This is a genomic window from Stenotrophomonas sp. JC08, assembly GCF_052180205.1.
Classification (GTDB): domain Bacteria; phylum Pseudomonadota; class Gammaproteobacteria; order Xanthomonadales; family Xanthomonadaceae; genus Stenotrophomonas.
On sequence record NZ_CP197473.1, the window covers coordinates 949,575 to 963,779 of the forward strand.

10 protein-coding genes and 1 riboswitch are annotated in these 14,205 nt (G+C 67.8%); of the genes, 6 read left to right on the plus strand and 4 right to left on the minus strand.

The window, feature by feature from the left end; all coding sequences use genetic code 11:
- Positions 1–16: 16 nt before the first annotated feature.
- Positions 17–211: a hypothetical protein gene (locus ACSBPQ_RS04315; protein ID WP_442684618.1), complete on the minus strand. Its 195-nt coding sequence runs from the start codon at positions 209–211 to the stop codon at positions 17–19.
- 165 nt (positions 212–376) lie between these two features.
- Between ACSBPQ_RS04315 and ACSBPQ_RS04320 the strand changes: the two genes are divergently transcribed.
- The gene (locus ACSBPQ_RS04320; protein WP_442683829.1) at positions 377–1,105 is read left to right on the plus strand and encodes a helix-turn-helix domain-containing protein; all 729 of its coding nucleotides are present in this window, start codon (positions 377–379) and stop codon (positions 1,103–1,105) included.
- Positions 1,106–1,164: 59 nt separating this feature from the next.
- Here the strand turns inward: ACSBPQ_RS04320 and gcvP are convergent, their stop codons facing one another.
- On the minus strand, positions 1,165–4,050 hold the full coding sequence (gene gcvP, locus ACSBPQ_RS04325) for an aminomethyl-transferring glycine dehydrogenase (protein ID WP_442683830.1): 2,886 nt from the start codon (positions 4,048–4,050) through the stop codon (positions 1,165–1,167).
- A gap of 109 nt (positions 4,051–4,159) precedes the next feature.
- Positions 4,160–4,268: riboswitch (glycine riboswitch) on the minus strand.
- A 327-nt stretch (positions 4,269–4,595) separates the two neighbouring features.
- On the opposite strand from gcvP, the gene ACSBPQ_RS04330 reads away from it, so the two are divergent.
- Positions 4,596–5,816: a multidrug effflux MFS transporter gene (locus ACSBPQ_RS04330; RefSeq protein WP_442683831.1), complete on the plus strand. Its 1,221-nt coding sequence runs from the start codon at positions 4,596–4,598 to the stop codon at positions 5,814–5,816.
- 79 nt (positions 5,817–5,895) lie between these two features.
- Complete coding sequence (locus ACSBPQ_RS04335; protein ID WP_442683832.1) at positions 5,896–6,312, plus strand: hypothetical protein; 417 nt, start codon at positions 5,896–5,898, stop codon at positions 6,310–6,312.
- Positions 6,313–6,456: 144 nt separating this feature from the next.
- On the opposite strand, the gene ACSBPQ_RS04340 is transcribed toward ACSBPQ_RS04335, so the two are convergent.
- Positions 6,457–7,119, minus strand: a complete 663-nt coding sequence (locus tag ACSBPQ_RS04340; protein ID WP_442683833.1) for an energy transducer TonB — start codon at positions 7,117–7,119, stop codon at positions 6,457–6,459.
- Between the two features lie 274 nt (positions 7,120–7,393).
- Complete coding sequence (locus ACSBPQ_RS04345; protein ID WP_442683834.1) at positions 7,394–8,128, minus strand: SIMPL domain-containing protein; 735 nt, start codon at positions 8,126–8,128, stop codon at positions 7,394–7,396.
- 128 nt (positions 8,129–8,256) lie between these two features.
- Between ACSBPQ_RS04345 and ACSBPQ_RS04350 the strand changes: the two genes are divergently transcribed.
- The 3 genes from ACSBPQ_RS04350 to ACSBPQ_RS04360 are packed head-to-tail and all read left to right on the plus strand — an operon-like array spanning position 8,257 to position 14,189.
- Positions 8,257–8,847, plus strand: a complete 591-nt coding sequence (locus ACSBPQ_RS04350; protein ID WP_442683835.1) for a Maf family nucleotide pyrophosphatase — start codon at positions 8,257–8,259, stop codon at positions 8,845–8,847.
- Positions 8,848–8,852: 5 nt separating this feature from the next.
- Complete coding sequence (gene rng / locus ACSBPQ_RS04355) at positions 8,853–10,343, plus strand: ribonuclease G (RefSeq protein WP_442683836.1); 1,491 nt, start codon at positions 8,853–8,855, stop codon at positions 10,341–10,343.
- Positions 10,344–10,361: 18 nt separating this feature from the next.
- Positions 10,362–14,189, plus strand: a complete 3,828-nt coding sequence (locus tag ACSBPQ_RS04360; protein WP_442683837.1) for a YhdP family protein — start codon at positions 10,362–10,364, stop codon at positions 14,187–14,189.
- The last annotated feature ends 16 nt before the right edge of the window (positions 14,190–14,205 follow it).

Here is a 14,205-nt window from a genome sequence, read left to right on the forward strand (position 1 = left end):
GGCCGCATGCGGGTGCTCAGTCTTTGCTGTCGCCGGATGATTTCCGTCCGCTGCCGGATTTCTTGCCGCCACCGTCCTGCTTGTTGACGGTGGCCCAGGCGATGCGCTGGGCAGTCGAAGTGCCTGTGCCGCGCGCCTTCTCGCTCTTTTCGATGTGCTCCGCCTGACGCTTCTGCTTGTCGGTATAGCTGGATTTGTCGCCTTGGCTCATGACCTGGCCTGCGTGGTGTGGGGGCTTGCAGATATAGGCCGCGCCATGCGGGAGGAGCGTGAAGCGCCGGGCAAGGTACGCCGTGCTGATCCGGTTCCGGGTGGAAGGACCCGTCGCGGGAGGTTGGCTAGAATGCGGCCACTGCACCGCGCCGGATCCTGCTTGATGCGTATCGACCCTAGCGAAATCGAAGCCCTGTTCGACGCGATTCCCAGCGTGCTGTTCTTCGCCAAGGACGGGGAAGGGCGTTACACCCACGTCAACATGACGATGATGCAGCGGCTGGGGGTGAAGTCGCGCAGCGAGGTGATCGGCAGGCGCGCCGATGAGCTGTACCCGGCGGGCATGAGCGAGGCCTATGTCGCGCAGGACGAACGGGTGCTGGCCGGTGAGATCATCGAAAACGTGATGGAGCTGCAGCTGTTCGCCAACCGCCAGCCCGGCTGGTGCCTGACCTGCAAGCGGCCGATCGTGGAGAACGGAAAGATCGTCGGCCTGATCGGCATCTCGCGCGATCTTGGCCAGCGCGGCGGGCTGGAATCGCAGTACGAGCCGTTGCGGCTGGCGCTGGACTATCTCAATACGCACTATGCCGAGAACGTGCGCATGCAGACCCTGCTGGACATCACCGGGTTCTCGCTGTCCAAGCTGGAGCGCAGCTTCCGCAAGGTGTTCCAGATGACCCCGCAGCAGGTGCTTACCCGTTTGCGCATCCAGATCGCGCTGCATCTGCTGCATGGCGATGACAGTGTCGCCAGCATCGGCCAGGCCTGCGGCTTCACCGACCAGAGCGCGTTTGCCCGCAAGTTCAAGGCCGAGGTCGGCATGTCGCCACGGCAGTACCGGGCGCTGATCGCCGAGCGTGCGCAGGCTGGCGAGAACATGGAAGCCTGAAAAGTGGAAACCCCGCCGAAGCGGGGTTTCCTGTTTACTCATGCCCGAGCCTGTGACGGTCAGGCTTCGACTTCATCCTTGTACGCATCCACCGGGATGCAGGCGCACATGATGTTCTTGTCGCCGTAGACGTTGTCCACGCGTGCCACCGGCGGCCAGTACTTCTGCAGCTTGAGCGAGGGCAGCGGGAAGGCGGCCAGTTCACGCGGGTAGGCGTGGGTCCACTCGCTGGCCGAGACCTGGGTGGCGGTGTGCGGGGCGTGCTTGAGCGGGTTGTCCTCGCGGTCCAGCTTGCCGTCTTCGATGGCCTGGATCTCCTCGCGGATCTGGATCATCGCGTCGATGAAGCGGTCCAGCTCGTGCTGCGATTCGCTCTCGGTCGGCTCGACCATCAGCGTGCCGGCGACCGGGAAGCTCAGGGTCGGGGCGTGGAAGCCGAAGTCGATCAGGCGCTTGGCCACGTCCTCGGCGCCGATGCCGGAGGTCTTTTCCAGCGGCCGCAGGTCGAGGATGCACTCATGCGCCACCAGGCCGTTGCGACCGGTGTACAGCGTCCTGTAGTGCGTAGCCAGACGGGTGGCGATGTAGTTGGCGTTGAGCAGCGCCACCTGGGTGGCCTTGCGCAGGCCGGCGGTGCCCATCAGGGTGATGTACATCCAGCTGATCGGCAGGATCGAGGCGCTGCCGAAGGTGGCGGCCGAAACCATGGCACCGTTGCCGACGCCCTGCGTGTGCAGGCCGTCCTTGACCAGTGCGCCGGGCAGGAACGGCGCCAGGTGCGACTTCACCGCACACGGGCCAACGCCCGGGCCGCCGCCGCCGTGCGGGATGCAGAAGGTCTTGTGCAGGTTCAGGTGCGACACGTCCGAGCCCCACTTGCCGGGCTTGGCCACGCCGACCAGGGCGTTCATGTTGGCGCCGTCGGTGTACACCTGACCGCCGTGCTGGTGGATGATCTCGCAGATCTCGACCACTTCCTCCTCGAACACGCCGTGCGTGGACGGGTAGGTGATCATGATCGCGGCCAGGCGGTCGCTGTACTTCTCGGCGTTGGCGCGGATGTCCTCGACATCGACGTTGCCGTTGGCATCGGTCTTGGTGACCACGACCTTCATGCCGCACATCTGCGCCGAGGCCGGGTTGGTGCCGTGCGCCGAATCCGGAATCAGGCAGATGTCGCGATGGCCTTCGCCGCGCGACTGGTGGTACGCGCGGATCGCCAGCAGGCCGGCGTATTCGCCCTGCGCGCCGGAGTTGGGCTGCAGGCTCACCGCGTCATAGCCGGTGCATTCCACCAGCATCGCCTCCAGCCCGTCGATCAGCTCCTTGTAGCCCTGCGCCTGCTCGGCCGGGGCCAGCGGATGGATGTTGGCGAATTCCGGCCAGGTGATCGGAATCATCTCGGCGGTGGCGTTGAGCTTCATGGTGCAGCTGCCCAGCGGGATCATCGTGCGATCCATCGCCAGGTCCTTGTCGGCCAGCGAACGCAGGTAGCGCAGCATCTCGTGCTCGCTGTGGTGCGTGTTGAACACCGGGTGGGTCAGGAACGCGCTGGTACGCAGCAGCGCGGTCGGCAGCGCATCGGCGGTGCTGGCGTCGAGCGCTTCCACATCGACGCTGGCGCCGAACAGCTGGCTGAGGGCGACGATGTCGGCGCGGGTGGCGGTTTCGTCCAGGCTGATGCCGACCGCGCCGGCATCGATCACGCGCAGGTTGTAACCGGCAGCCACGGCCTTGGCCTGCAGCGCGGCGGCATCAACGCCGGTGATGTGCAGGGTGTCGAAGAAGTCGTTGCCTACAGCCACGCCAGCATTACGCAGCGCGGCGGCGAGGATCGCGGCCAGGCGGTGGGTGCGGCGGGCGATGCGCAGCAGGCCCTGCGGGCCGTGGTAGACGGCGTACATCGAGGCCATCACCGCCAGCAGCACCTGTGCGGTGCAGATGTTGGAAGTGGCCTTCTCACGGCGGATGTGCTGCTCGCGGGTCTGCAGGGTCAGGCGGTAGGCCGGCTTGCCTTCGGCATCGATCGACACACCGATCAGGCGGCCCGGCATCGAGCGCTTGTAGGCGTCACGGCAGGCCATGAACGCGGCGTGCGGGCCACCGAAACCGAACGGCACGCCGAAGCGCTGGCTGTTGCCGACCACGATGTCCGCACCCCATTCACCCGGAGCGGCGATCAGGGTCAGCGCCAGCAGGTCGGTGGCCACCGCCACCAGGCCCTGGCGGGCATGTACGGCATCGGCCAGCGCCTTGTGGTCGCCGATATGGCCGGTGGTGTCCGGGTACTGCAGCAGCACGCCGAACGAATCGACCGTCATCGCTTCAGCCGGCGTGCCGACCTGCAGCTCGATGCCCATCGGCTCGGCGCGGGTGCGCAGCAGTTCCAGCGTCTGCGGGTGCACGGTGTCATGCACGAAGAACAGGTTGGACTTGGACTTGGCCGAACGCTTGGCCAGGGTCATCGCTTCGGCCGCAGCGGTGGCTTCGTCCAGCAGCGAGGCGTTGGCGATCTCCATGCCGGTCAGGTCGGCGCACAGGGTCTGGAAGTTGATCAGCGCTTCCATGCGGCCCTGCGAGATTTCCGCCTGGTACGGGGTGTAGGCGGTGTACCAGGCCGGGTTTTCCAGGATGTTGCGCAGGATCACGTTCGGCGTGTGGGTGCCGTAATAGCCCTGGCCGATGAAGCTGCGCAGCACGGTGTTCTTGCCGGCGATGGCGCGGATCTTGGCCAGCGCTTCCACTTCGGTCAGTGATTCGGGCAGCGCCAGCGGCGCCGGCGACTTGATCGAACCCGGCACGATGGCGTCGGTCAACGCATCAAGCGAGTCGTGGCCGACCACGCGCAGCATCTGCACGATTTCGGCATCGTCGGGGCCGATGTGGCGGTCGACGAAGGCGGAGGAATGTTCGAGTTCGCGCAGCGAAGAGGTGTTCTGGGTCATGGCTGACATCCGGAGAAGGCGTGCGGGCAGAGGCGGGGTGGCAAGGCCGGCACCGGCAGGCCGCAGCACCGCCAAGGCGGCACTACAACCGGCAGACCGGTGGTCTGTCTTGCGCCCCTCTGTCCTTTTGCCTGAGAGTTTGGAAGCGCCGCGACGAGGATCGTGCGCTTCTTGCCCCTTCGGCGCCGGTAGTTACCGGTCTCTCCAGAGTTTTGTTGCAGGTGGTATCGGGCCTGAGCGATTTACGGGCGTTTGCGCCTTCGGCAGCGGGGTCAGCCGCTTCTCCCACCGTGTTGCATGCAGCGCGGCAATTATAGCCCGGGGCAGGCCGACGTACCGGCCTGGATTACCATCGGCAGCCCGGTTTCGGGACCGCGCGCCGCATGTGGCGGCCGGGAAGGTCTGGTTCCGCTGAACGAAGCGCCTCCGGGCCTGTATCGTGATTGCCCATGGCCGTGCCGCAGCCTCCGCTGCCCGGCCCTGTTCAGCTGAATATCCCTCCTGCAGCGGCCTTGTGCCGGTGCGTTTTCCGGTTGTTGGAACCCATGCAAGCAAGCAAGCAGGTCTCGCTGCGCCGTATCGCCCTGCTGGTGGGCGGATTGTCGATGTTCGGTCCGTTCGCGATCGATGCGGTGTTCCCGGCCTTTCCGCACATCGGCGCCGATATGGGCGCCGACAAACTGGCCATGCAGCAGGTCATCAGCGTCTATCTGCTGGCCTACGCCTTGATGAGCCTGCTGCACGGCGCGCTGTCCGATGCGCTGGGCCGCAAGCGGGTGATCCTGGCCGGGCTGGCGGTATTCATCGGCGCCTCCATCGGCTGCGCGCTGGCCACCGACATGGCCACGCTGCTGCTGTTCCGCGGCCTGCAGGGGCTGTCGGCCGGTGTGGGCTACATCATCGGCCGCGCGGTGATCCGCGATCTGTACGACGGCGACGACGCGCAGCGGTTGATGAGCCAGGTGTCGATGATCTTCTCCATCGCCCCGGCCATCGCCCCGATCATCGGTGGCTGGCTGCTGGGCTGGACCCACTGGCAGGGCATCTTCTGGTTTCTGGTCGCGTTCTCCACGGTGCTGCTGCTGATCACGATGATCTGGCTGCCGGAAACCCATCCCCCGCAGCTGCGGCTGTCGCTGCATCCGGGCCGGCTGCTGCGCGATTACATCGGCATCGCCCGCAACCCGCGTTTCCTGAGATTGGCCGCGGCCGGCTCGCTCGGTTTCGGCGGGTTGTTCCTGTATATCGCCTCGGCACCGGCCTTCATCCTGGACCTGCTGCACCTGAACGAGCGCCAGTTCGCGTGGCTGTTCATTCCCACCATCGGCGGCATGGCGCTGGGTGCCTACGCTTCCGGGCGCGCGGCCGGACGCATGGACGGCGCGCGTGCGGTGCGCATCGGCTATGGCTGCATCGCCGTGGCCACCGTGTACAACATCGGCTACAACGCGCTGGCGCCGCAGATGAGCGTGCCGTGGGCGGTGCTGGCGTTGCCGCTGACCTCCTTCGGCGTGGCGTTGATCTTCCCGATCCTGAGCCTGGCGATCCTGGACATGTACCCGCGCCAGCGCGGCACCGCCTCCTCGATGCAGGCCTTCACCACGCTGCTGACCAACTCCGTCATCGCCGGCATGCTGTCGCCGCTGCTCAGCCGCAGCGGGCTGTGGCTGGCCATCGGTGCCGGGCTGTTCGCCGTCGCCAGCGGTATCGCCTGGAAATGGGAACGCCGCAGCCTGCGCGCACAGCGTGCGGCCACCCGATCCTGAGGCCGCGACCGCGCCGTCACCCCGATAGGGGACAATAGCCGTGCCGCCATCACCGGCGACCGTTCAAGAGCACACACCGATGTCGATCCAATCCAAGGGCCGCCGCGAGGCGAAGAAGAAGCTGGCCGAGCGCGAGCGCAACCAGGCCGCCGCCAATCCCGAACCCAAGGCCAACGTCGAGCCGCATGCCGAACTGCGCGATGAGCACCGCACGCTGCTGGCCGGCATCGTCCGCCGTGATGGTGAATGGGTGCTGGGCATGGACGGCAAGATCGCCGGCGAAACCCCCAGCGCCGCGCGGGTGCTGGCGCTGATCATGCAGGCGGCCGAATGGCACGAGAACAACAACACTCCGGTGCGGCTGATGTATTCGGACGCATTGAAGGATGCCGCCCACGCCGAGGCGGCGGCGCAGGGCATCGACTTCGACACCTGGAAGCGCAACCTCGCCGTGGAGCTGGGGATCGGCAACCGGGATGCGGTCACCGCGCATTGAGCCGGGTGCACGGGTGAAACCGGACATGACAAGGGCGCTGAAGGGCGCCTTTGTCATGTCCGGGGCCAGCTGATGAAGTCGACTCCTCTGCAAGGTATGGGCTACGGCCGGCAAGAGGCTTCAGCTGCTGCCGGCCGTGTGGTCTCAATCCAGCTTGAACTCGATGGGCACCAGGCCCCAAGCCTGCACCGGCCGCCCGTGGTCGCTGGCCGGCTGGAACTTCCATTGGCGCAGCACCTGGCGGCGGGCGGCATTGTCCAGGCTGCGGTTGCCGCTGCCGCGTTCCACGCTCACCTGCACGGGCGAGCCATCCACGTCCACCAGCACGCGCAGGATCACCGTGCCCTGCGCGTTGGCCAGCAGGGCTTCACGCGGATAGGCCGGTGCCGGTGCGCGCAGGTAGCGCAGCTCCACTCCTTCCGGTGCGGTGCCGATGGTGGTTGTGCTGGAGGGGGTGTTGTCGGGCGCTGCGGCGATATCTGCCGGCGGTGCGATCACGGCTTCGACCGCGAACACCGGCATCGGCGCGGTTTCCACCGCCAGCGGCAACGCCGGTGGCCGCGCGGGAGCGGGGGGCGAGGTCGTGAGCACCGCTTCCGGGGGGGATGGGGGAGGCGGTGGCAGTACCCGAGGCTCAGGAATCTGCCAGCGCGGCTCCTGTGCCGCAGTGGTGCGGATGGGGGTCTGCGACAGCGGGACCAGCAGCAATCCCAGCGCCAGGGCATGCAGTGCGATGGCGGTGCTGTAGGCGAAGATGCGGGACGGCTCGAACGGGACAGACGTGACGCGATGCTGCGTGCGGACCATGTTCCACCTCCATGCGTGGCGTGTGACGGATGACAACGCGCGGTACTGCAGGACGGGGTTGCAGGCTCCCGGCCTGCAGTTGCAGTGCGCCTGCAAAACCGGATCACGGCAAGAGGGGGCGAGGGTGGCGGTTAAGCGGCGGACAGCTTCGCTCCCGCACCGGGACGATTTCCGTGGCGTGGATGCATGGCGCCTGCGCGGTGGCGGCACCGCCGGATCCACAAATGACAACGGCACCCGAAGGTGCCGTTGCCGGTGCTGCGCCGGGTGTGGATCAGCGGCCCAGTTCGAACACCACGTCCAGATTCACCGAGACGGTGGTTTCGCCGGGCGATACCGCGGTATCCATTTCCATCTTGGCGCTGCGGCTGGCCATGGCCATCATCGGCATCGGCCGGAAGCCGCCCTGGCTGCCTTCGGAGATGCTGACGATGCGGCGTACGCGCAGGCCCAGCGACTTTGCATAGGTCTCGGCGCGGGCCTGGGCCTTCTTCAGCGCGGCCAGCCGGGCTTCGTCATAGACCGGCTCGGGCTGGTCGATCTCGAAGCTGGGGCCGTTGATCTGGTTGGCCCCCTGCGCGGCCAGGCTGTCGAGCACCTTGCCCAGCTTGGTGATGTCGCGCACCTTCAGGCTGACCGTGTTGCTGGCCTGGTAGCCGGTGATCTTCGGCGCCTCGTTCTCGGCGTAGCGGTACTGCGGGCTGAGGTTGATGCCGCTGGTCTGGATGTCGCGCTCGGCAATGCCGGCGGCCTTGATCGCGGCCATCACCTTGTCCATCTGCACCGCGTTCTCGCGCATGGCGGTGTTGCCGTCCACGGCCTGGGTGACCACGCCGGCCGACAGCGTGGCCACGTCGGGCACGCGGCGGGCCTCGGCCTGGGCGGAGATGTTGAGCAGGGTGGCATCACTGGCCTGGGTGGCCGGGATGGTCTGGGCGTGGGCGGTCATCGGAACTCCCGGGACGAGGAACAGGGCCAGCAGCAGCGGGGCAAGGGGGGTACGGCGCATGGGAACCTCCTGGTGGATCGTGAAAGTGGACACAGGGCGATGAACGGGTGGTGAGTCGTGACGGGGTTGGCGCTGCATTGCCGGCTTTGCCGATCATTCAGTCAGGTGCCGCGGGTTATGCTTTCGCGATGCTCTATCTTGCCTCCCGCTCGCCCCGCCGCAACGAACTTCTCGGCCGTCTTGACGTGGTTTTCCGTGCCCTGGATCTGGACGTGCCCGAAATCCGGGGGGCACAGGAGTCGCCTGCAGCCTATGTGCAACGGGTGGCGCTGGACAAGGCGCGCGCCGGTCTGGCGCTGGTGGCGCATGACCCGGATGCGGTGGTGCTGGGTTCGGACACCGAGGTGGTGCTGGGCGACCGGGTCTACGGCAAGCCGGTGGACGCGGCCGATGCGGCGGCGATGCTGGCATCGCTGGCCGGGCGCACGCATGAGGTGATCACCGCGGTGGCACTGGTCGCCCACGGGCGCGAACAGGTGCAGGTGGTGCGCTCGCAGGTGACCTTCGCGGCGATGACACAGGCGCAGATCGCCGCCTATGTGGCGACGGGTGAACCGATGGGCAAGGCCGGCGGTTATGCCATCCAGGGGGCGGCGGAGCGCTTCATCAGCCATCTGGCCGGCAGCTATTCCGGAGTGATGGGGCTGCCGCTGCAACAGACAGGGGAACTGCTGCGCGGGTTTGGCGTGGTGGAAGATTCCATGGACAAGGGGGAATGAGGGAAGTGTCCGAAGAGATTCTGGTCAATGTCACCCCGCGCGAAACCCGCGTGGCGGTGATCGAGAACGGCATGCTGCAGGAGCTGCACATCGAGCGCGGCTGGCGCCGGGGTGTGGTCGGCAACATCTACAAGGGCAAGGTGCAGCGGGTGATGCCGGGCATGCAGGCGGCCTTCGTCGAGGTGGGGCTGGAGCGCGCCGCGTTCCTGCACGCCAACGACGTGGTGCGGCCGGCGCCGGTGGTGGCCGACACCGATGAAACCGCAACCAGCCTGCCGCTGCCCTCCTCGGTGCCGATCGTGGAGCTGCTGCGCGACGGCCAGGACGTGGTGGTGCAGGTGGTCAAGGACCCGATCGGGACCAAGGGCGCGCGCCTGACCACGCAGATCAGCATTCCCTCGCGCTACCTGGTGCTGCTGCCGCAGTCGAAGATGGTCGGCGTGTCGGCGCGCATCGAGGACGAAACCGAGCGCGCGCGGCTGAAGTCGCTGGTCACCGAAATCTCCGCCCAGTACGGCGGTTACGGCTACATCGTGCGCACCAATGCCGAAGGCCAGCCGGCCGAGGCGCTGGCCGAGGACATCTCCTACCTGTCACGGGTGTGGGCGGTGGTCGAGCGCCGCGGCCGCGAGGCGCCGCCGTGCAGCATCATCTACGAGGACCTGAGCCTGCCGCTGCGTTCGGTGCGCGACCTGATCCGCAAGGACGTGGACAAGGTCAAGGTCGACTCCAAGGAAACCTTCACCCAGCTGCAGGCCTTCGTCGCCAAGTACATGCCGGTGCTGGGCGAGAAACTGGAACTGTATGCCGGTGACCGGCCGATCTTCGACATGTTCGGCGTGGAGGACGAGATCGGCCGCGCGCTGGACAAGCAGGTGCCGCTCAAGTCCGGCGGCTACCTGGTGATCGACCAGACCGAGGCGATGACCACCATCGATGTGAATACCGGTTCGTTCATCGGCCAGCGCAATCTGGAAGAGACCGTGTTCCGCACCAACCTGGAGGCGGCGCAGGCGGTGGCGCGGCAGCTGCGGCTGCGCAACCTGGGCGGCATCATCATCATCGACTTCATCGACATGGATGACGCCGAGCACCGCCGCCAGGTGCTGCGCACGCTGGAAAAGGCGCTGGCCCGCGACCATGCCAAGACCACCGTCTACGATTTCTCGCCGCTGGGGCTGGTGGAGATGACCCGCAAGCGCACGGTCGAGAGCCTGGAGCGGCAGCTGTCGGAAACCTGCCCGCAGTGCAGTGGCCGCGGCAGCATCAAGACCACCGAAACGGTGACCTACGAGATCTTCCGCGAGATCACCCGTGCCGTGCGGCTGTTCGAATCGGCGCGGCTGCTGGTGATCGCCTCCAGCAAGGTGGTGGCGCGCATTACCGACGAGGAATCGGCGGCGGTGGCCGAGCTGGAGGAGTTCCTCGGCAAGAGCATCCATTTCCAGGCCGACGACCAGTACCTGCAGGAGCAGTTCGATGTCGTGCTGCTTTGATTTTCCCGCCCTGGCGGTATGACCAGCCTGCTGCGCCACCGCCTGCGCCGTCTGCGCCGCCATGTGCTGTACGCACTGGCGGTGCTGCTGGTGGGCGTGGCGCTGCTGGTTGGTGGTTTCAGCCAGTTGCTGCCGATGGTGCAGGCGCACCCGGACAAGGTGGCGGCATGGCTGAGTGAGCGCGCCGGGCAGCCGGTGGCGTTCGATCATCTGGCCACGCGCTGGACCCGGCGTGGCCCGCTGCTGCAACTTGATGGGCTGCGTATCGGCCAGGGTGAAGGTGTGCGGATCGGCCAGGCCGAGGTGCTGGTGGCGCTGTATTCGGGACTGTTCCCGGGCGCGCCGCTGACCGAGCTGCGCCTGCGCGGACTGGCGCTGACGCTGCAGCGCGATGACGCCGGCCGCTGGTCGGTGCGCGGCCTGCCCAGCAGCGGTGGCGGCGGCGATCCGCTGGAAACGCTGCGGCGGCTGGGCGAGCTGCAGGTGATCGATGGGCGCCTGCATATCGATGCGCCGTCGCTGAAACTGGCCACCGAGATTCCGCGTATCGACCTGCGCCTGCGCGTGGACGGTCAGCGCCTGCGCGCCGGGGCCAAGGGCTGGATCGATACCGGTGCGCCGCCGGTCACCGCGGTACTGGATTTCGACCGTCAGCAGGGCGATGGACAGGCATGGCTGGCGGCCGCACCGGCGGAGCTGTCGGCCTGGTCGCCGCTGCTGCACATCGCCGGGGTGAACCTGCGGCAGGGCCGCGGCACGGCGCAGGGATGGCTGCAGATGCGCGATACCCAAGTTGTGTCGGTGACCGTGGATGCCGACCTGGAGGAACTGCAACTGGCCGGCACGCCGTTTGCCGCTGCCGGTGCCGCACCGACCACGATGCTGGACAAGGTGCAGCTGCGCGCCCGTTGGGAACAGGCGGCTGGCGGCTGGCGGCTGGATGCGCCACGGCTGCGGATCGCTTCGGAGGGCAAGCAGCGTTCGCTCGATGGCCTGCTGCTTGCGGGAGGACGCGACTTCGCCCTGCATGGCCGCCAGATCGACGTGACCCCGCTGCTGCGGCTGGCCGCGCTCAGCGATCAGCTGGAGCCCGGGGTGCGGCAATGGCTGGACGGTGCCAGGCCCATGCTGCGGTTCTCGGATGTGAGCATCAGCGGCCGTGCCGGTGGAACCCTGCAGGGCCGTGGTGAACTGGAGGAAGCCGCATTCTCGGCCACTGGCGGCAGGCCGGGAGTCAGCGGATTGCGGGGGCATTTCGAAGGCGACGGGCAGGCGCTGGCGCTGACCCTGCGCCCGGACCACCGAGTCGATTTCAACTGGCCCAGCGGTTTCGGCGTTCTGCATGAGCTGCAACTGGACGGGCAACTGGTCGGCTGGCGTGAAGGCGACAGCTGGCAGGTGGGCACGCCGGCGCTGCGCGTACAGGGCACCGACTACGCCGCCAATGTGCGCGGCGGGCTGCGTTTCCAGGGCGACGGTACGCGCCCGTGGATCAGTCTGGCCGCCGAGCTGGACGATGTGCCGATGACCGCTGCCAAGCGTTTCTGGGTGCGCTCGAAAATGAGCGAGGCGGCGGTGGCGTGGCTGGATGCGGCACTGGTGGACGGCCATGTGCGCAATGGCATCGGGCTGGCGGTCGGCGATCTGGATGACTGGCCGTTCCATGGCCACAACGGCCGTTTCGAGGCGCGCGGGCATATCGATGACGGCACCATCCGTTTCGCTGACGACTGGCCGCTGATGGACGCGGTGGATGCCGATATCGCCTTCATCGCCAACGGTTTTGAACTGCACGGTCACGGCGGGCTGGCCGGGGTGAAGGTCGACCACTTCGAGGCCGGCATCGCCGATTTCGCCGAATCGCGGCTGCAGGTGGCCGCGCGGACCGCCACCGACAGCCGCGCGCTGCTGGCGATGCTGCGCAAGAGCCCGCTGCAGGCCCGCTATGGCGAAACCCTCGACAACCTGGTGGTCTCCGGTCCGGCGGCGGTGACGTTCGACCTGCAGCAGCCGTTGCGTGCCGGCCAGCCGGGGCAACTGGCCGGCGAGGTCGAACTGCAGGGAGCCAGCCTCGCCGACCGCCGCTGGGACCTGAAGTTCGACAATGTGCGCGGCAAGGCGGTTTATGGCGGCAATGGCTTCGACGCGCCGGCGCTGGCGGTCCGCCACAAGGAGCGTGACGGCGTGCTGACCCTGCGTGCCGGTGCGCCGGTGCGTGATCCGGCCAATGCGTTCGAGGCCGAACTGACCGCCGCACTCGGTGCCGGCGACCTGCTGGACCGCGCTCCCGAGCTGGACTGGCTGCGGCCGTATATCGATGGCGTCTCGCACTGGACCATCGGCGTGACCCTGCCGCTCATGCCCGCCGGCAGCCGGATCGAACCGCCGACGCGGCTGAGCCTGCGCTCGGACCTGCGCGGCACCCGCCTGCGCTTTCCGGCGCCGCTGGACAAGCCGGCCGATGAGGCACTGACCACCACGGTGTCGACGGCGCTGCCGCTGGGCAGTGGCCTCACCGAGGTCGCTTTCGGGCGCCGGCTGGCACTGGCTGCGCGTACCGCCAATGACAGCACCGGGGTACAGGTCACCCTGGGCAGCGACGTGGTCGATCGTGCTCCGCCTGCCGACGGGCTGGTGGTCAACGGCCGCACCACCACGCTGGATGCGCTGGAGTGGATCGGGCTGGCCCGCGGCGGTGGCGATGATGCCGGTAGCGCCGCGGCGTTGGCGCTGAAGGAGATCGATGTGCTGGCCGCGCGGCTGCTGCTGGTGGGTGGCCACTTCGAGCAGACCCGGTTGCGTTTGCGGCCGGGCACCGATGCCATCGCGGTGCAGCTGGAAGGGCCGTCACTGGCCGGTGACCTGCGGGTTCCCAACGCCCGTGGCGCGGCGGTTAGCGGGCAGCTGGCACGCGTGTTCTGGCAGTCGGCCGCGCCGGCAGGTGCGGCGGCCGAGCGCGACAGTCCGGAGCCGGCGGTCAATCCGGCCAACATCCCGCCGCTGGCGCTGGACATCGGTGAGCTGCGCTTCGGCAAGACGATGCTGGGGCACACCGTACTGCGGACCCGGCCGCTGGCCGACGGCTTGAAGATCGAGCAGCTGCAGTTCCGTGCCCCCAGACAGGCCATCGATGTCGAGGGGGAATGGCGCGGTATCGGTGCCCAGGCGCACACGCATGCGACAGTGCGGGTGGACAGCGAGAATCTCGGCGGGCTGATGGACAATCTCGGCTATGGCGGGCAGCTGCGCGGCGGGCAGGGGCAGGTGCGGCTGGATGCACGCTGGCCGGGGACGCCGCAGGGGTTCCAGCTGGCCGGGCTGGAAGGCTCGCTGACGGTGAACGCCCGCAACGGCCAGTTGCTGGAAGTCGAGCCGGGCGCAGGCCGGGTGCTGGGCCTGCTCAGCGTGGCGCAACTGCCGCGCCGGCTGATGCTCGATTTCCGCGATTTCTATTCCAAGGGTCTGGCGTTCAACCAGATCGAGGGCCAGGTCCATTTCGGTGATGGCCTGGCACGCACCGAACGGATCGCCATGGAGGGGCCGGCGGCGGATATCACCATCCGCGGGCAGGCCGACCTGCGCACCCAGCAGTTCGACCAGACCATCGATGTGAACCCGCGCTCGGGCAACCTGCTGACCGTCGTGGGAGCGGTGGCCGGCGGGCCGATCGGTGCCGCCGTGGGCGCGGCCGCCAACGCGGTGCTGGGCAAGCCGCTGGGCGAGATCGGTGCCAAGACCTACAAAGTGACCGGCCCGTGGAAAGACCCGACGGTGGACGTGGTCGGGCGCGAGCCCGCGCGCCTGCCGCCGCCCGTCATCGAGCCGCTCCCGGCCGGGTCGCCGTGAACCACCGCTGCGGCTT

Excerpts from the sequence above, each read along its gene's own strand:
- ACSBPQ_RS04320 (WP_442683829.1), top strand. The coding sequence starts at position 377 with ATGCGTATCGACCCTAGCGAAATCGAAGCCCTGTTCGACGCGATTCCC.
- ACSBPQ_RS04350 (WP_442683835.1), top strand. The coding sequence starts at position 8,257 with ATGCTCTATCTTGCCTCCCGCTCGCCCCGCCGCAACGAACTTCTCGGC.
- ACSBPQ_RS04360 (WP_442683837.1), top strand. The coding sequence starts at position 10,362 with ATGACCAGCCTGCTGCGCCACCGCCTGCGCCGTCTGCGCCGCCATGTG.
- ACSBPQ_RS04315 (WP_442684618.1), bottom strand. The coding sequence starts at position 211 with ATGAGCCAAGGCGACAAATCCAGCTATACCGACAAGCAGAAGCGTCAG.
- ACSBPQ_RS04345 (WP_442683834.1), bottom strand. The coding sequence starts at position 8,128 with ATGCGCCGTACCCCCCTTGCCCCGCTGCTGCTGGCCCTGTTCCTCGTC.
- gcvP (WP_442683830.1), bottom strand. The coding sequence starts at position 4,050 with ATGACCCAGAACACCTCTTCGCTGCGCGAACTCGAACATTCCTCCGCC.
- ACSBPQ_RS04330 (WP_442683831.1), top strand. The coding sequence starts at position 4,596 with ATGCAAGCAAGCAAGCAGGTCTCGCTGCGCCGTATCGCCCTGCTGGTG.
- ACSBPQ_RS04335 (WP_442683832.1), top strand. The coding sequence starts at position 5,896 with ATGTCGATCCAATCCAAGGGCCGCCGCGAGGCGAAGAAGAAGCTGGCC.
- ACSBPQ_RS04340 (WP_442683833.1), bottom strand. The coding sequence starts at position 7,119 with ATGGTCCGCACGCAGCATCGCGTCACGTCTGTCCCGTTCGAGCCGTCC.